We start from the raw sequence: 17,048 nt of genomic DNA on the forward strand, positions 1-17,048 counted from the left end.
TCCGCATCACTGATTGGTGCTCTCGATCGACCTGTGCCAGTCCCTGAGGTCCACATCGCTGCCGATGCCCCACAACGTGTTCAGCTCGTTCTGGACCTCCCGGCCCATCACGGTGTCGCTCCCTTCGATCTCGGTCTGGGTGGACTCGATCGCGAGGCGGCGGTGCAGGAACGAACTGACCAGGTAGCGCTCGTCGGCCTTGTACACGGCGATCGACGGCAGGGAGTTGTAGACCTTCACCCGCAGCTTGCCCCGGAGGTCCGGCGGAAGCTGGCTGTGGATCACTCCGAGGATCCGCAGGCTCGCGTCCACGTCCACCACCCCGGAACTCGGTTCGCTGCCCAGCGCCTCGTCGCGCAGCCCCGCCACGGGGGACGACGGATGCAGCAGCAGGATGTTCACCTCGACCTGCCGCTCCTTGACGGCCTGTGCCAGCTCGTCCTTGAAGCTGGTCAGGTTGGGGATCCAGGTCTGGAGAATGGCCACCTCGCGTTCGGCGGCCCGGACGAGCCCGATGAACGCCTGCTCGGGGAAGGACTCGTGCACCTGGACCACGCCGAGGTAGTGCCGGCGCCGGAGGTCGCCCGTCAGGCCGTCGACGGTGAGCCCGGAGATCTGCCGGTTGATGTTGTCGAGCACCTTCAGGCGGTCGAACTCCATCAGGAGGAACAGGGTGACCGTGCTCAGGATGAGCAGCGTGATCTTCGGGAGCGTGCCCCCGGGGGCCATCTTGTCGAGCCATCCGAGGAGATCGGCGACCAGGACCGCGATGCCCGCGGCCGCCATCGTGCCCAGTGAGATCCGCTCGGCCCGGTAGCGAAAACCGTTCCCCATGCCCACCCCAGCCCCCGACGTCGTTGTCGTTGGCGACGACTGTACACAGGCACTGTCACGGGCATGACCGGAGATCATGTCTCCTTTGTCACAAGGGAGTTGAGCCGCCAAAGCGGGGACTGGGGGCGAGCGGGCGAAGCGCAGGTGGGGGCCCTGTGCCCCACCCCTGAACGCGCTCGACCGACGCGGAGCCCACACCCCCCTTCCCATCTGACGAACCGTCAGCTTCAATCGTTGACGTGATGGGACATGCAGGGATGGCGGCCACCGTCGTCCGGTACCTCAGGTCAGTCGGCTCCCCCACCTCCGCCGCGGCGGGTCCGGAGCCCGTGGACGTGTCGCCGCGCCCGGACCTGCGGGCCGTCGGCGAGGACGAGCGCGCGCCGGTCTCTCCCGCCGAGTTCCGGGCCGTGCTCGGGAACTTCGCCAGCGGGGTCACCGTCATCACCGCGCCGCCCGGCGAGGACGAGGCGGGCCCGGCCGGCTTCGCCTGCCAGTCCTTCGCCTCGCTGTCCCTCGACCCGCCCCTGGTCACCTTCATGGTGGCCCGTACGTCGACCACCTGGCCGCGGATCGCCCGCGCCGGGGTGTTCTGCGTGAACATCCTCGGCGCCGAGCAGGGCGAGCTGTGCCGGTCCTTCGCCGTCAGCGGCGCGGACAAGTTCGCCGGGGTGGCCCACACCCCGGCCCCGGTCACCGGGTCCCCGCAGCTCGACGCCGTGCCCGCCTGGATCGACTGCCGGATCCACGCCGTCCACACCGGAGGCGACCACCTCATCGTGATCGGGCGGGTCGTGGCCATGGGCGCGGCGGGAGAGGGCGAGCCGCTCCTCTTCCACAAGGGCCGCTTCGGCCGCTTCAGCGACTGACCCGGCGCCCTGGCAGGCCCGGCGCCGTGCCAGACCGGGCGCCGTGCCAGGCCCGGCAGACCGGGACCGCTCCCACCCAGGACCGTGACGGCCACCCGGACCTGGGTGGGGGGGCGTTCCCCGCTTAGAACGTGAGCACCCCGCGCGCCACCCTCCCGTGGTGGGCGTCGTCGACGGCCTTCGCGAAGTCCTCGACCGGGTAGACCTCCGTCACCAGCTCGTCCAGCAGCAGCCGGCCCTGCCGGTAGAGCTCGGCGTACAGCGCGATGTCGCGCTGCGGACGGGAGGATCCGTACCGGCAGCCCATGATCGTCTTGTCGAGGTACATCGACGAGACGAGGAAGGAGGCCTCCTCCTTGAAGCCGGGCACCCCGAGCAGGATCGCCTGACCGTGCCGGTCGAGGAGGTCGATCGCCTGGCGGATCAGTTTCACGCTGCCCACGCACTCGAAGGCGTGGTCGGCGCCGGTCGGCAGGATCTCCCGGACCGCCGCGCCCGTGTCCGCCACCGCCGACGCGTCGATGAAGTGCGTGGCCCCGAACTGCCGGGCCACCGCCTCCTTCGCCGGGTTCGCGTCCACCGCCACGATCGTCGTCGCGCCCGCGATCCGGGCGCCCTGGAGCACGTTCAGCCCGATCCCGCCGGCGCCGATGACGACCACCGACTCGCCGCGGTCGACCTTCGCCCGGTTCAGCACCGCGCCCACCCCCGTCAGCACCCCGCAGCCGATCAGAGCCGCCGAGGCCGGCGGGATGTCGGCCGGGATCTTCACCGCCTGGACGGCCTTGACGATCGTCCGCTCGGCGAAAGCGGAATTGGAGGCGAACTGGAACAGCGGCTTCCCGCCCCGCGAGAACGGCTGCCCCGGCATCCCGATCGCCTTGCGGCACATCGTCGGCCGGCCCCGGTCGCAGTCCGCGCACGCACCGCAGTTGGCGAGGGTGGACAGCGCCACGTGATCGCCGGCCGCCACGTGCGTGACACCGGCGCCGACGGCTTCGACCACCCCGGCCCCCTCGTGCCCGAGCACCACCGGCGGCGGGAACGGAATCGTCCCGTCGATCACCGACAGGTCGCTGTGGCAGAGCCCGGCCGCCGCTATCGCGACCAGCACCTCCCCCGGTCCCGGATCGCGGATCTCCAGGTCGTCGACCACCTGGGCCTGCTTGCCGTCGAACACGACGCCTCTCACCTGGACTCCTTAGGCAGGCCGAGCACGCGCTCGGCGATGATGTTCCGCTGGATCTCGTCCGAGCCGCCGTAAATGGTGTCGGCACGGGTGAACAGGAAGAGCCGCTGCCCCTCGTCGAGTCCGAGCTCGTACGGGAGCCCGGGCGCCCAGCCCACCGGTCCGGCCGAGGCCGCCGCGCCGCGGACCTCCACCGCCAGCTCGCCGAGCCGCCGGTGCCACCCGCCCCACAGCAGCTTCGCCACGCTCGGGGCACCCGGGTCGTCGGCGGCGCCGAGGGTGCGCAGCGCGTTCCAGCGCATCGTGCGCAGCTCGGCCCACTGGCGTACGAGGCGGCCCTGGACGATCGGATCGGCCGCGCCCGAAGCCGCGTACAGCCGGACGATCCGCTCCAGTTCGGCGGCGAAGCCGATCTGCTGGACCAGGGTGGAGACCCCGCGTTCCAGGGCGAGCAGGCCCATGGCCACGGTCCAGCCGTCGCCCTCCGCACCGACGGCCTCGGCGGCGACGGCCCCGTCGAAGAAGACCTCGTTGAACTCGGCGGTCCCCGACATCTGCCGGATGGGCCGTACCTCGACGCGGCCCGGCTGGTCCATCCGTACGAGCAGGAACGACAGCCCGCGGTGGCGGCGCGAGCCGGCCTCGGTGCGGGCCAGCACGAAGCACCAGTCGGCGTCCTGGGCCAGCGAGGTCCAGATCTTCTGCCCGGTGACGCGGAAGAGCCCGTCGGCCGGGTCCCGTACGGCGGCGGTACGGATGCCCGCGAGGTCGGAGCCGGCCCCGGGCTCGCTGTAGCCCTGGCACCACAGCTCCTCGCCGCGGGCGATGCCGGGCAGGAAGCGGCCCTGCTGCTCCGGGGTGCCGTAGGCGATGAGCGTCGGCGCGAGGAGGTTCTCCCCGATGTGCCCGACCCGGCCGGGTGCGCGCAGCGCCGCGTACTCCTCGGCCCACACCACCTGCCCGGTCAGGGAGAGCCGCCGCTGCCCGTACGCCCCATCCGGCGCGTCCCAGCCCTGCCCGATCCAGCCGCCCCGGCCCAGCTCGCGCTCCCACGCGCGCCGGACGTCGACCCCCTCGTGCTCGCTGCCCGGGCCGCCGAGGCCGAGGGCGTGCGCGTACGGGCCCACGAGGTGCTCGGTCAGCCACGCCCGGGCGCGCCCGCGCAGCTCCTCGTCCTCGGCCCCGAAGCTGAAGTCCACGCTGCTGCGCCCCTCTACGCGTTCGGGCGGTCCTTGGCGGCCGCCGCCTTGGCCATGGACTCCAGCTGCGCGAGCATCGGCATCGGGTCGGTGCCCACCGTCCCGGGCAGGAAGTCGGCGATCTTCTCCGGGGTCCAGGAGCCCTCGGCGTAACCGGCGCGCAGCTCGCGCGGCTGCGCCCAGACGGCGATCTTCGGGCCGGCGATCGTGTACACCTGCCCGGTGATCTTCTCTCCGCCGACGGCCACGGCCTTGTCGCTGAGCAGGTAGGTCACGAGCGCGGCCACGTCCTCGGGCTCGCCGATCTCCTTGAGCTCCATGGGCACGTTGGCGGACATGCGGGTCCGGGCGACCGGTGCGACGGCGTTGGACGTGACCCCGTACTTGGCCAGGCCCAGCGCGGCGGACCGGACGAGGGAGATGATCCCGCCCTTGGCGGCGCTGTAGTTGGCCTGCGCCACCGAGCCCTGGTGGTTGCCGCTGGTGAAGCCGATCAGGGTGCCCGAGCCCTGCCTGCGCATGACGGCGGAGGCGGCGCGGAAGACGGTGAAGGTGCCCTTGAGGTGGGTGGCGACCACCGGGTCCCACTCCTCCTCGGACATGTTGAACAGCATCCGCTCGCGCAGGATGCCGGCCACGCAGACGACGCCGTCGATGCGCCCGTAGTGGGCCAGCGCGGTGTCCACGATCCGCTGGCCGCCCGCCATCGTCGAGATGTCGTCCGCGACGGCGACGGCCTCCCCGCCCGCGGCGAGTATCTCCTTCACCACTCCGTCGGCGATCTCGCTGGTGGGTTCCCCGCCCTCGATGCCGACCCCGTAGTCGTTGACGACGACCTTGGCACCCTCGGCGGCCGCGGCGAGTGCCACGGCCCGCCCGATGCCCCGGCCTGCGCCGGTGACGGCGACGACCTTGCCTGCCAAGAAGTTCCCCACGTCCGGCCCCTTCCCGCGTTTTCTGACGGTCCGTTAGATTCTATGGGCACCTCGATACGCGAGCACAAGCCCTCGTTGCCGTTTCCACGCAAGGAGCTGTTGAGGCCCATGTCACTGCCCGCCGAGTTCCACGACATCGCCAAGCGCGTCAACAACTGGGGGCGCTGGGGCTCCGAGGACGAGATCGGCACCTTGAACCTGGTCACCGACGAGGTCGTCCGGGCCGCCGCCGCCGAGGTGCGCAGCGGCCGCCGCATCCCGCTCGCCCTCCCGCTGAAGGAGGACGGTGTACAGGCCGGCCTGATCCCCGGCCGGATCAACCCGCTGCACACGATGGTGCAGATCAACCAGGAGCTCTTCGGCCCGGGCACGGTGGCGTGCAGCGACGACGCCGTGACCATGGGCCTCCAGGCGGGCACCCACTGGGACGCCCTCACGCACGTCTCGCACTCGGGGAAGATCTACAACGGCCGCCCGGCCTCGTCGATCACCCCGCACACCCGCGCCCAGTACAGCGGTATCGACAAGGCGGGGCACATCGTCTCGCGCGGTGTCCTGCTGGACGTGGCGCGCGCCAAGGGGCTGGACCGGCTGCCCGGCGGGCACGCGGTGACCCCGGAAGACCTGGCCGAGGCCGAGGAGTTCGGCGGGGTGACGGTCCGGGCCGGCGACATCGCACTGGTCCGCACCGGCCAGATCCAGGTCTACCTGGCGGGCGACAAGCACGGCTACGGCTTCCCGTCGCCCGGGCTGTCCGTCCGTACGCCGCAGTGGTTCCACGCCCGCGACGTGGCGGCGGTCGCGAACGACACGCTCACCTTCGAGATCTTCCCGCCGGAGATCGACGACCTCTGGCTGCCGGTCCACGCCTTGGACCTGGTCGAGATGGGCATGCACCAGGGCCAGAACTGGAACCTCGAAAAGTTGTCCACAGCCTGTGCAGAAGAGAACCGGTACTCGTTCCTCCTCTCCGCCATGCCGGAACCCTTCGTCGGCGGAACCGGCACCCCGGTGGCCCCGGTCGCCGTCCTCTGACCCGCTCCCGGCACCGCAGCGCGCCTCCGGTCACCCCTGCCCTCAACCCGCCGGCCTGGACGCGGGATTGAGGGCTTGACAGCTCACCGGAGTCGCATAGTCTTCCCCCGCAAGCAAAACAGTGTCTGGGGGAAACAGTAATGATCGGTGCCATCCTCGCCGCCACGCTCGCCGCACCCGCCGCCGGGCTGTTCGGCCACCGCGCCGTGCGCCGGTCCGCACATGCGCGGCTGATGCGGATCGACTCGCCGGACGGCATCGACGAGCAGGGCTTCGTCCGCATCGGCGGGATCGACCAGTGGATCTCGATCCGCGGCGAGGACCGCACCAACCCCGTCCTGCTGGAGGTGCACGGCGGGCCCGGGGCCGCCAACTCCCCCTACGGAGCCCGCACCCGGGAGTGGGAGAAGCACTTCACCCTCGTCCGGTGGGACATGCGCGGCGCCGGCCTGACCTTCGCCCACGGCGGCGCCGAAGGCCAGGGCGGGCCGGTCACCTTCGACCGGCTCTACGAGGACGCACTGGAGGTCACCCGGTACGTCCTGGACCGGATGGGCGTGGAGCAGGTGGTGCTGATGCCGAACTCCTTCGGCACGACCTTCGGGCTCCGCCTTGCCCGCAACCACCCCGAGCTCTACTCGGCGTACGTCGGCACCGACCAGAACATCCAGGAGGCGGGCCGGGACACCTCCGCCTACCAGGGCACGCTGGAGCGGCTGCGGGCCGCCGGGAAGGCCAAGGACGTGGCGACGGTCGAGGCGATGGGCTCCGACCCGCGGAAGTGGACCTCGGCGCAGCGCTCCTCGTACGACAAGCTGTGCGCCGGCAGCGACCCGCTGACCCTGGACACGGTCAAGAAGGTGATCCTGGGGTCGCTGTGGCTGTCGCCGCTGTACTCCCTCGGCCGCGTGAAGGCGTACTTCAAGGGCCAGGGCTTCTCGGAGTCCGTCACCGAGGGGGCGTCGGAATTCGACGACTGGGCCGACGGGACCCGCTTCGAGATGCCGTTCTTCATCTTCCAGGGCGCCCAGGACGTGATCACCCCGGCAGCGCGCGCCAAGGCGTACTTCGACGCGGTCGAGGCCCCCGTGAAGGGTTTCGAGCTGATCGAGGACGCGAGCCACTTCGCGTCGTTCCGGCGCCCCGAGCGGTTCCTGGAGCTCCTGCTGACCCACGTCCGCCCGGCGGTCGCGGGCGTCAAGCGCTAAGCGGCCTCGCACGGGCGCGGCCCGGCGTAGCCCCCTGGCGCTCAGGCGTCCGCCGCTCCCGTCTCACCGAGGATCTCCAGGTAGTGCGCGTTGTACATGACGCCCAGGACGTTGCCGAAGGGGTCGATCACCGAAGCGGTGACGAACCCCGGTCCGCGCTCCACCGGGCCCTCGTACTCCTTCGCCCCCATGGACAGCAGCTTCTCGAAGACCGCCCGCACATCGTCCACGTGCCAGTACACGACCGCCCCGCCCGGACCTGCCGACGCGGTCCCGCCGGGCGCGTAGCGGGCGTCGATCAGGCCCAGTTCGTGCTGGTAGTCGCCCAACCGGAACTCGGCGTAGCCGGGGCGCTCGAAGTACGGCTCGACGCCCAGCAGTTCGGCGTACCAGCGCTTCGCCGCATCCAGGTCGGCGGCCCAAAAACTGACGGTGGTGAGTCCTCGCAACATGTGCCTGCCTGCCCCTTCGCCGCCACGGAAATCGCATGCCCCGGCCGCGTTCCCTCCCACGGCCGAGCCCGACTCTAGCCAGCAGGCAGGACAGACCCTGTCCTAGTCGGAGCCGTGTTGCGGACAGGCGGCGGCCGGCGCGGGTTCCGGTCGCGGACGGGGCGCGAAGGCTTCGGGGGGCCGACGGTCACGCGTGCACCCGACACCTGGAACCATGAGGTGTACATGACGCGTCCCCCGTTCGCGCGCCACCCCCCGGCCCCCGCCCCGCACCCTCAGCAGCTGGAGAAAACCATGACAAACCCGTACCAGGTCTCGCCGCCGCAGCAGCCCCAGCCCCCCAGACGCCGCTCGGGCGGCGGGCTCGCCGGATTCCTGACCGTCGCCCTGATCGTCGGCGGCATCTACGGGCTCTCCCAGTGGCTCGGCGACGACGGCGGCAAGAAGCCGTCGGCCTCCGCTTCGGCGTCGCCCTCGGCCAAGCCTTCCGACCCGGGGAGCCCCGAGTCCTCCTCCGACACCTCCAGTTCGTGGAAGGTGGGCGACTGCGGCGGGCCCGACCCGGCCAACAAGCCCGACGGGTACCGTCCGCAGCGCTGTTCCGACTCCGGCGCCACCTTCAAGGCCATCGACATCAAGGAAGCCAGCATCCTGCCGGGCTCGATCCAGTGCCCGGCCGGCACCGACCTGATGATCGAGGTGAGCATCTCCTACGGCGGCAAGAAGAGCGGCATCCCCACCAACACCGTCTGCGGCCGGAACCTGTCCAACGACCACCCCGGCGACGCGGGCGCCGGCGGCGGGCAACTGGTGAAGGGCGACTGCGTGACCGACCAGGCCCAGGAAGTCGCCTGCGGCGGTTCGGGCACGCTCAAGGTGCTCGGCCTGGTCAAGCAGAAGAGCGAATGCCCGGCGGGCACCACGGAGCCGATGCAGCTGACGATGGCCGTCGGCCGCCCCTACGACGTGATCTGCACCGACGGCTGAGCCTCGGACCCACGGGCGCCGGCGGACGCACATCCGCCCCGACCCCACCGCCGCCCCCTCCCCGCCACTCGTCACACAGGGAGGGGCGCGGCCCCACCACACCGGCAGCAACGACGGCAGCCAGGAGCTCCACACGAAAAGGCCATGGCGATGAATCCCAGCTCAAGCGAATCCGAGAAGCCGCGAAGTCTGCGCGCAAAGACCTGATTCTCCAAGCCATTGAAGATGCAGCGCCCGAGGTGCCGTCCGCCGACAGAGCGCCCTCAGAACCGCAGGCGTGAGACGGGGTGGCGGTGCGGTCAGCGCCGCCGAGCTTCGATACGACCCGGGTCCCGTTGAGGCCGCGCGCCTCCGGCACATTCAGGACCCGGGGACCTAGGACCGGCCTCGATCCGGTATCGGCGAGGTACTGCGGGTGGCGGCGGCGCTGGTGCACGCCCCGAGCGCGGCACCGCGGCCGCCACCCCGCGACCCGCACTCGTCAAGGCAGGCCCTTGGCGTCCCCTCGCGTCGAATCGCTCCACACCAGGGTGATCAAGATGTGACGGAACGTCAACACCTCGTTAGAGGTACACGCGCGGTTCCCTCACCGGAGGGTGAATTTCCGAAGGCCCCTCCGCCGCGCAGTCCGCCGCCGCCTTCTCCGCGCGGTCGATCTCGCACCAGATCCGCTTGCCCGCACCCTCGCGCTGCCAGCCCCAGCGGTCCGCCAGGCCGTCCACCAGCTCCAGGCCGCGGCCGCCCGTGTCGTCCCCGGCGGCCTGGCGGGGGGCCGGGGCGCGGTCGCTCGCGTCGGCGACCTCGACCCGCACCCCCGGCTCCCCGAACAGCATTCTCAGCACGGCCGGACAGCCCGTGTGCACGACCGCGTTCGTGACCAGTTCGGAGATCAGGAGGATCAGGGTCTCGGCGAGCGGCTCGTCATCCCCTATGCCCGACCCCGCCAGCCGGGACCGGGCCCACCGGCGCGCCCGGCCGACTTCGGCGGGATCCGGTCCTACCTCCAGCTGAACCTGAAGCACCTGCACCGCTCACACCATCCGAACCGGCGGACACTTCGCCTCGCGACAGGATGGAATCACCCAGTGTGATCCCCTTGCGGAGCAGCATGGTTGACATACAGTCACGACAACAAGCGCTTCGGGCATATTCCCGCGCGAAGGAGTGGGCGTGGTGCATACTGTGCGACGCCTGCGCCGCTCAACCGCTCGCATTCGTGGGAGCGTACCGGAGCAGCCCCCTGCCTTCGGGCCTCAAAGGCGCGGGCGAAGGACACAAACCGATATCAACTCTCTGTAATCGGACATGCGTCCCTCGCCGTTCGTCCCGTGCCCCTCCGGTAACAACGAGCTACGAAGAGCTAGGGCCTGTCGTCCCCAGCAGTTCCGACGCCAGCAGCTCCTCCGCCTCCGCCGCGGTCCGCCACTGCTCGGCCCGCACCCAGGCCCGCTTCAGGTGCAGGTGAACGTCCGCCTCCCATGTGAAGCCCATCCCCCCGTGCACCTGGAGACAGTCCCGGGCGCCCAGCACGGCGGCCTCGTCCGCCAGGAGTTTCGCGCCCGCGATCTCCGCGCCGTCCTCCGTCACCGCCGCCGCGTAGACCGCCGTACGGGCCACCTCCGCCCGCACCAGCATCTGCGCGCACAGGTGCTTGACCGCCTGGAAGGCGCCGATCGGCTGCCCGAACTGCTCGCGCTCCCCCGCGTACCGCACCGCCAGCTCCACCGTGCGCAGCGCGCTCCCCACCTGGAGCGCCGCCGTCAGCAACGCTCCCGCGGAGACGTCGGAGGACGCGTACGAGGGCGCGTACGAGGACACGTCGCCGGAGGGCGGCGCCACCCGGTGCAGCGGGGTCAGGGGGTCCGCCGAGCGCACCGGCTGCCCCGCCGGCAGCTCCGCCGCGCCCAGCACCGCGTCGGCCTCCGCCAGGTGGGTCACCAGGCCCCCGCCCAGGTCGAAGGCGGTGACCACGGCCGTGCCCGCCGCCGCCCCCGGGACCACCCCGGCGGCCAGGTGCGTGGCCACCAGCGGCCCCGGCAGCAGGACCCGCCCGGCTTCCTCGAAGACCAAGGCCGCCTCCGGCAGCCCCAGCCCCACGCCCCCCGCCGCCTCCGGCAGCCGCAGCGCGAAGAAGCCGGCCTCGCCCAGCTCCCGCCACAGCCCCCGGTCCACGGCGCCGCCCGTGTCCACCGACGTCCGCAGCGCCTCCCGCCCGTACCGCCCCGCCAGCAGGTCCCGTACGCCCGCCCGCAGGTCTCTCTGGTCCTCGGTCGGCTGGAAGTCCACGCCCCTCACCGGCCCTTCGGGAGGCCGAGGATGCGCTCGGCGACGATGTTGCGCTGGATCTGCGAGGTGCCCGCGGCGATGGTGTACGAGAGGGACGAGAGCCGGTCCAGGACCCACTCCTCCTCCATCACCAGCGAGTCCGCCCCCAGCACCTGCGCCGCCGTGTCGTACAGCTCCTGGCGCGCGTGCGAGTAGGCGAGCTTGAAGACGGAGCCGCCGATGCCCGGGACCCCGCCGGACCTCTCCGACTCGCTGACGTTCCACTGCGTGAGCCGCCACAGCGCGCCGAACTCCCCGTGCAGCCGCCCCAGCCTGCGCCGCAGCACCGGGTCGTCCCAGCGCCCGTTCGCCCTGGCCCTGCGCGCGAGCTCGCCCAGGGTGCGGCGGCAGGCGACGACCTCGCCGACGAAGGCGGTGCCCCGCTCGAAGGACAGGGTCACCATGGTGACCCGCCAGCCGTCGTTCTCCGCCCCGACCCGGTTCGCGACCGGGACCCGCACCTCGTCCAGGAACATCTCCGCGAACTCGGTGGATCCCGCGAGGGTGCGCAGCGGCCGTACGGTGACCCCCGGCGCGTCCATCGGCATGGCCAGCCACGAGATCCCCCGGTGCTTCGGCGCGGCCGGATCGGTGCGCACCAGCAGCTCGCACCAGTCGGCGACCTCGGCGTGCGAGGTCCAGATCTTTGACCCGGTGATCACGTACTCGTCGCCGTCGCGGACCGCCCGCGTGCGCAGGGAGGCCAGGTCGGAGCCCGCGTCCGGCTCACTGAAGCCCTGGCACCACACCTCGTCGCCCCGCAGTACGGGCGGCAGCCAGCGCGCCCGCTGCTCGGCCGTGCCCTCGGCGGCGACGGTCGGACCCGCGTGCAGCAGCCCGACGAAGTTCGCGCCGACGTACGGGGCCCCCGCGCGCTCCGTCTCCTCCAGGAAGATCAGGTGCTGGGTCGGGGTGGCCCCGCGCCCGCCCGCGTCCACCGGCCAGTGCAGGCCCGCGTACCCGGCCTCGTACAGCCGGCGCTGCCAGCCGAGGTCGTACGCGCGGCGCCCCGGCCAGTCGTCCGGGGACGGCTTGGCGGGCAGCTCGGGCAGCACCTTGCCGAGCCATTCGCGCAGCCGCGCCCGGAAGTCCCGTTCCTCCTCGGTGTAGGTCAGGTCCATCAGCGGCTCCCCAGGTCCTGGTCGAAGGACAGGCCGAGCATGCGGATGGCGTTGCCGCGCATCAGCTTGTAGACCGTCTCCTCGTCCAGTCCCTTCACGTGGTCGAGCGCGACCTCCTTGGTGTGCGGGAAGGTCGAGTCCACGTGCGGGTAGTCGGTCTCGAAGGTGGCGTTGTCGCGGCCGACGACGTCCAGCGAGGCGATGCCGTGCTTGTCGCGGAAGAAGCAGCAGAACATCTGCCGGTAGTAGTACGTGGACGGCGGCTCGGGGATCAGGTCGCGGACCCCGCCCCAGGCGCGGTGCTCCTGCCACACGTCGTCGGCGCGCTCCAGGGCGTACGGGATCCAGCCCATCTGCCCCTCGCTGTACGCGAGCTTCAGCGTCGGGAACTTCACCAGCACCCCGCTGAACAGGAAGTCCATCATCGAGGCCATCGCGTTGTTGAAGCTGAGCGAGGCCTGGACGGCGGGAGGCGCGTCGGGCGAGGCGGCGGGCATCTGGGAGCTGGACCCGATGTGCATGTTGACCACCGTCCCGGTCTCCTGGCAGACGGCGAAGAAGGGGTCCCAGTAGCCGGAGTGGATCGACGGCAGCCCCAGGTAGGTCGGGATCTCGGAGAAGGTCACCGCCCGTACGCCCCGGGCGGCGTTGCGGCGGATCTCCGCGACCGCGAGGTCGATGTCCCACAGCGGGATGATGCAGAGCGGGATCAGCCTGCCGCCGCTGTCGCCGCACCACTCCTCGACCATCCAGTCGTTGTAGGCGCGCACGCAGGCGAGCGCCACTTCCTTGTCCTGGGCCTCGGCGAAGGTCTGGCCGCAGAAGCGCGGGAAGGTCGGGAAGCACAGCGAGGCCTCGACGTGGTTGAGGTCCATGTCGGCGAGGCGCGCCTTGGGGTCCCAGCAGCCGCGCCGCATCTCCTCCCGGGTGATCCCCTCCAGCGTCATGTCGTCGCGGTCGAAGCCGACGGCGGCGATGTTGCGCTTGTACGGGAACTTCAGGTCCTCGTAGATCCACCAGTCGGTGGGCGGGCCGTCGGGGTCCATGGAGATCACGTACTTGCCGCCCGTGTACTCGAGCTCGCCGATGCCGGCGGTGAGCGCCTTGGGCCCGCGGTCCCGGTACTTGGCCGGCAGCCAGACGTCGAACAGGTGGGCGGGCTCGATCACGTGGTCGTCGACGCTGATGATCCGAGGCAGTCCCAGTTCCATGACAGTCTCCCCAATTCACCGATCTGATGGATCGTCAGAAACAAGCTAGCCCCGCCACCCCTGGACCGACAAGCGTCGGCCGCCTACGCTCTGCGCTTGATCTGACTAGCCGTCAGCTGCTTCTGGCCAAGGGGAGGTCCGGGATGACGGACACCGCGACAGAACTGAGCCGCAGCGCGACCCTGTGGGAACTGATCACCCGCCGGGCCGCCCTGACCCCGGACACCACCGTTCTCGTCGAAGCCGCCGAAACGCCCCGGGCAGACGCGTCGACGGACCGCCGGCTGACCTTCGCGGAGCTGCGCGACCGCTCCGAACGCGTCGCCGCGGGCCTGCACGGGATGGGCGTACGCCCCGGCACGGTCGTCGCCTGGCAGCTCCCCACCCGCATCGAGACCGTGCTGCTCTCGGTCGCCCTCGCCCGGATCGGCGCCGTCCAGTCCCCCGTCATCCCCTTCTACCGGGACCGCGAGGTCGGCTTCGCGCTCCGCGAGTCCAAGGCCGAGTACTTCGCCGTCCCCGGCACCTGGCGCGGGTACGACCACACCGCGATGGCCGCCCGGCTCGGCGCGCGGGGCGTGTTCGAGGCGTACGGGACCCTGCCCGACGGCGACCCGGCCGTACTCCCGCCGCCGCCCGCCTCCGGCACGGACGTCCGGTGGATCTACTGGACCTCCGGCACCACCTCCGACCCCAAGGGCGTCCTGCACACCGACCGCTCCCTGATCGCGGGCGGCTCCTGCCTCGCGCACGCCCTGCACCTGACCCCGGCCGACGTCGGCTCGATGGCCTTCCCCTTCGCGCACATAGCCGGGCCCGACTACACCGTGATGCTGCTGCTGTACGGCTTCCCCGCGGTCCTCTTCGAGAAGTTCGCGATGCCCGACGCGCTGGACGGCTACCGCCGCCACGGGGTCACGGTGGCCGGCGGGTCGACGGCCTTCTACTCCATGTTCCTCACGGAGCAGCGCAAGGAGCCCGCCGCCAAGCTCATCCCCACCCTGCGCCTCCTCGCGGGCGGCGGCGCCCCCAAGCCGCCGGAGATCTACCACGCGGTCGTACGCGAGATGGGCTGCCAGCTGACCCACGGCTACGGCATGACCGAGGTCCCGATGATCACCATGGGCTCCCCGGACGACACCCCGGAACACCTCGCCACCACCGAGGGCCGCCCGCCGGCGGGCATGTCCATCCGCATCACGTCCGCCGACGGCACGCCGCTCCCTCCGGACACGGACGGGGAGGTCCGCCTCCGGGGCGAGGCGGTCTGCCAGGGCTACTTGAACCGGGACCAGTCGGCGGAGGTCTTCGACCCCGACGGCTACCTGATCACGGGCGACCTCGGCCACCTGACGCAGGACGGGTACCTGGTCCTCACGGGGCGCAGCAAGGACGTCATCATCCGCAAGGGCGAGAACATCTCGGCGAAGGAGATCGAGGACCTGCTGCACCAGGTGCCCGGTGTGGCGGACGTGGCGGTCATCGGGCTTCCGGACGCGGAGCGCGGCGAGCGCGTCTGCGCGGTGGTGGAGCCGGTCCCGGGCGCGGCCCCGCCGCTGACCCTGACCGCCCTGACCTCGTACCTCCGCGGTCAGGGCCTGTCCCCGCACAAGCTCCCGGAGCAGCTGGAACTCCTGGAGTCCCTCCCTCGCAACGACGCCTTGCGCAAGGTCCTGAAGTACCGCCTCCGCGAACGCTACTCCTGACCCGGCCGGCCGGGGGCGGCCAAGCCCCCGGCATGAACCGGCGCGAACCGGCTACATCCGGCTCAGCGACGCCGCCGCGAACAGTACGTCCCGGATCGCCTCGCGGTCGCCGTGCTGGCCCACCGCCGCCTCTTCCGGGGAGATGTGGCCCGCCGCCAGCTGGCAGAACTCGATGCCGTCCAGGGCGATCTCCGCCACCGTCCGCTCCGGCGACGGCTTCGCCGCGGGCGAGTCCAGCGCGATGTCCCAGCCGCCGCCGCCCGCGCCCTCGATCTCCAGGTGCAGGGTCCGCCCGGGCGCGCCCGCCGCGACCAGGCCGCGCGCCGGTGCCGCCAGGCCGTCGCGCCGCCGCTTCGCCAGGGCCCGCGGCAGGAGCCGCGCCGCCAGGTCGATCATCCGGTGCAGATGCGGCCCGGACGGCAGCCCGTACGGGTAGTCCACGGCCTCCGCGATGTCCGTCGCGTGCACCCAGCACTCGAAGGCCCGCTCCAGGAACGCGTCCCCGAGCGGCAGTACGAAGCCCCCGTAGTCCACCGCCAGCTCGGCGACGCCACGGCCGGCGAAGGAGACCGTACGCACCAGCGTGTGGCCCTGCTCCCGCCACGGCTCGCGGACCTTCCGGGTGGCCGGGTACTGCGAGGCGTTCCAGAAGGCCTCCGTCCGCGCGGTCGTGCCGCCGCCCTCCGGCGCCTCCTTCCCCAGCGGGTCGTCCAGCCCCAGCGCGGCGGCCACCATCCCGTCCACCGTCAGCAGGTGCCCGATCACCCCCGCCACCGTGGTCCGGTGCGTCATCCGCCGCTCCTCCTCGAACCACTTCAGCCGGACCGGGGTGTGCCACTCGGAGTCGCCGAAGTCCTGGAGCAGCGCGTCGAGCCGCGCGGTCTCGGTGTCGTACGGGTTCGCCCACGCCGGCACCGGAATGCGGGCCGGCCGCTTGCCGAGGCAGTCCTCCAGCACCCGCGAGCGCAGCAGCGGACCCAGGTCGAGGTTCTCCTCCGGGTGCAGCAGCCCCACCGCGTCGCGCAGCCGCAGCGCCTCGTCCGCGCAGGGCGCGCACTCGGTGAGGTGGTCCTCCACCGCCTGCGTCTCCTCGGCGGAGCACGCGGCCAACGCCCACGCCCCGAGCAGGGACTTCAGCACGGCGTGCGTGGGCGGCGGCACCGCAGCCGCCGACGGCTCCGGGACCGGGGGCGCGTGCCGCGGATCCAGGTCGTCGGCGGCCCCGCGCGGACCCGGTATCCACACCTGGCCGCCGGGCCGCTCGTATCCGTCGTCGTGGGACTCGGCGGGACCGTTCATCGGGGCGTTCCGTACTCGCGCGGGCCGTATCCGGGCTGGGCGGGGTCCTCCTGCGGGAGGGTGTTGGCGGTCGACAGCAGCTGCAGCCCGAGCCGCAGCCGGCGCCGCGCCTCGTCCTCGCTGATGTGGAGGTCGGCGGCGGCCTGCCGGTAGTCGCGCCGCTTGAAGTACGCGAGTTCGAGCGCGGCACGCAGCGGCGTGGGCATGGAGGTGACGATGTAGTCCGCGCGGGCGGCGGCGTTGGCGCTGCGCACCTTCTGCTCCAGCTCCTCGCGCGAGCCGCGGCCCAGTTCGGCCTGGCGCAACCGGGCCACGGCCTGGCCCTGGGCGATCCGGGCGACCCAGGAGCGCATGGAGCCCTGCTTGGGGTCGTAGGCGTCCGGGTTCTCCCAGATGTAGCCGAAGACCTCGCGGGTGATCCGGTCCGCCGCCTTCTCGTCACCCAGCACGCGGTGCGCCAGGCTGTGCACGAGCGAGGCGAACCGGTCGTACAGCTCTCCGAGCGCGGCGGCCTCCCCGCGCGCCAGGCGTTGCTGCATGCGGCGGTCCCAACGCGGTGGTACGTCCTTAGGCATGGTGCCCCCAGCCGTGTGTCGACGCATCGAATGTAATGGCCACATGGGCAGGTGCGCCCGTTTTGCGGGAAGGTCACTTCGGAAGTGAACCCTCCGTGTTAGG

Annotated in this window: 16 protein-coding genes; 5 read left to right on the plus strand and 11 right to left on the minus strand. The window is 71.8% G+C overall.

Going from position 1 to position 17,048, the window contains the following annotated elements; translation table 11 throughout:
• Nucleotides 1-6: 6 nt before the first annotated feature.
• Complete coding sequence (locus OG429_RS17460) at nucleotides 7-834, minus strand: hypothetical protein (RefSeq protein ID WP_328926244.1); 828 nt, start codon at nucleotides 832-834, stop codon at nucleotides 7-9.
• 257 nt (nucleotides 835-1,091) lie between these two features.
• Here OG429_RS17460 and OG429_RS17465 point away from each other — a divergent pair, with 257 nt between their 5' ends.
• Nucleotides 1,092-1,703 carry a flavin reductase family protein gene (locus OG429_RS17465; RefSeq protein ID WP_328930317.1) on the plus strand — a complete coding sequence of 204 codons (612 nt, stop codon included), beginning with the start codon at nucleotides 1,092-1,094 and terminating at the stop codon, nucleotides 1,701-1,703.
• 124 nt (nucleotides 1,704-1,827) lie between these two features.
• Here the strand turns inward: OG429_RS17465 and OG429_RS17470 are convergent, their stop codons facing one another.
• The 3 genes from OG429_RS17470 to OG429_RS17480 are packed head-to-tail and all read right to left on the minus strand — an operon-like array spanning nucleotide 1,828 to nucleotide 5,026.
• Nucleotides 1,828-2,895 carry a Zn-dependent alcohol dehydrogenase gene (locus tag OG429_RS17470; RefSeq protein WP_328926245.1) on the minus strand — a complete coding sequence of 356 codons (1,068 nt, stop codon included), beginning with the start codon at nucleotides 2,893-2,895 and terminating at the stop codon, nucleotides 1,828-1,830.
• The gene (locus OG429_RS17475; RefSeq protein ID WP_328926246.1) at nucleotides 2,892-4,091 is read right to left on the minus strand and encodes an acyl-CoA dehydrogenase family protein; all 1,200 of its coding nucleotides are present in this window, start codon (nucleotides 4,089-4,091) and stop codon (nucleotides 2,892-2,894) included. The genes OG429_RS17470 and OG429_RS17475 overlap by 4 nt, the downstream gene beginning before the upstream one ends.
• A 14-nt stretch (nucleotides 4,092-4,105) precedes the next feature.
• Nucleotides 4,106-5,026: an SDR family oxidoreductase gene (locus OG429_RS17480; RefSeq protein ID WP_328926247.1), complete on the minus strand. Its 921-nt coding sequence runs from the start codon at nucleotides 5,024-5,026 to the stop codon at nucleotides 4,106-4,108.
• A gap of 108 nt (nucleotides 5,027-5,134) precedes the next feature.
• Here OG429_RS17480 and OG429_RS17485 point away from each other — a divergent pair, with 108 nt between their 5' ends.
• Both OG429_RS17485 and OG429_RS17490 read left to right on the plus strand, forming a co-directional pair.
• A complete protein-coding gene (locus OG429_RS17485) occupies nucleotides 5,135-6,061 on the plus strand; it encodes a cyclase family protein (protein ID WP_328926248.1) in 927 nt (308 codons plus the stop codon).
• 140 nt (nucleotides 6,062-6,201) lie between these two features.
• On the plus strand, nucleotides 6,202-7,269 hold the full coding sequence (locus OG429_RS17490) for an alpha/beta fold hydrolase (RefSeq protein WP_328926249.1): 1,068 nt from the start codon (nucleotides 6,202-6,204) through the stop codon (nucleotides 7,267-7,269).
• Between the two features lie 41 nt (nucleotides 7,270-7,310).
• Here the strand turns inward: OG429_RS17490 and OG429_RS17495 are convergent, their stop codons facing one another.
• Nucleotides 7,311-7,721: a VOC family protein gene (locus OG429_RS17495; RefSeq protein ID WP_328926250.1), complete on the minus strand. Its 411-nt coding sequence runs from the start codon at nucleotides 7,719-7,721 to the stop codon at nucleotides 7,311-7,313.
• A 294-nt stretch (nucleotides 7,722-8,015) separates the two neighbouring features.
• Here OG429_RS17495 and OG429_RS17500 point away from each other — a divergent pair, with 294 nt between their 5' ends.
• On the plus strand, nucleotides 8,016-8,708 hold the full coding sequence (locus OG429_RS17500) for a hypothetical protein (RefSeq protein ID WP_328926251.1): 693 nt from the start codon (nucleotides 8,016-8,018) through the stop codon (nucleotides 8,706-8,708).
• A 563-nt stretch (nucleotides 8,709-9,271) separates the two neighbouring features.
• On the opposite strand, the gene OG429_RS17505 is transcribed toward OG429_RS17500, so the two are convergent.
• The 4 genes from OG429_RS17505 to OG429_RS17520 form a co-directional block, all read right to left on the minus strand.
• Entirely contained in the window at nucleotides 9,272-9,736 is a 465-nt protein-coding gene (locus OG429_RS17505; RefSeq protein WP_328926252.1) for an ATP-binding protein, read from the minus strand.
• A gap of 322 nt (nucleotides 9,737-10,058) precedes the next feature.
• The gene (locus tag OG429_RS17510; RefSeq protein WP_328926253.1) at nucleotides 10,059-10,994 is read right to left on the minus strand and encodes an acyl-CoA dehydrogenase family protein; all 936 of its coding nucleotides are present in this window, start codon (nucleotides 10,992-10,994) and stop codon (nucleotides 10,059-10,061) included.
• 5 nt (nucleotides 10,995-10,999) lie between these two features.
• Nucleotides 11,000-12,154, minus strand: a complete 1,155-nt coding sequence (locus tag OG429_RS17515; protein ID WP_328926254.1) for an acyl-CoA dehydrogenase — start codon at nucleotides 12,152-12,154, stop codon at nucleotides 11,000-11,002.
• A complete protein-coding gene (locus tag OG429_RS17520; protein WP_328926255.1) occupies nucleotides 12,154-13,365 on the minus strand; it encodes an amidohydrolase family protein in 1,212 nt (403 codons plus the stop codon). Before OG429_RS17520 ends, OG429_RS17515 begins: the two co-directional genes overlap by 1 nt.
• Before the next feature lie 143 nt (nucleotides 13,366-13,508).
• Between OG429_RS17520 and OG429_RS17525 the strand changes: the two genes are divergently transcribed.
• Nucleotides 13,509-15,071: a class I adenylate-forming enzyme family protein gene (locus OG429_RS17525; RefSeq protein WP_328926256.1), complete on the plus strand. Its 1,563-nt coding sequence runs from the start codon at nucleotides 13,509-13,511 to the stop codon at nucleotides 15,069-15,071.
• A 51-nt stretch (nucleotides 15,072-15,122) separates the two neighbouring features.
• Here OG429_RS17525 and OG429_RS17530 read toward each other — a convergent pair whose 3' ends face one another.
• Both OG429_RS17530 and OG429_RS17535 read right to left on the minus strand, forming a co-directional pair.
• Nucleotides 15,123-16,370, minus strand: a complete 1,248-nt coding sequence (locus tag OG429_RS17530; protein WP_328926257.1) for a zf-HC2 domain-containing protein — start codon at nucleotides 16,368-16,370, stop codon at nucleotides 15,123-15,125.
• The gene (locus tag OG429_RS17535; protein WP_328926258.1) at nucleotides 16,367-16,945 is read right to left on the minus strand and encodes a sigma-70 family RNA polymerase sigma factor; all 579 of its coding nucleotides are present in this window, start codon (nucleotides 16,943-16,945) and stop codon (nucleotides 16,367-16,369) included. The genes OG429_RS17530 and OG429_RS17535 overlap by 4 nt, the downstream gene beginning before the upstream one ends.
• Nucleotides 16,946-17,048 lie beyond the last annotated feature (103 nt).

The organism is Streptomyces sp. NBC_00190, from assembly GCF_036203305.1.
Lineage (GTDB): Bacteria > Actinomycetota > Actinomycetes > Streptomycetales > Streptomycetaceae > Streptomyces.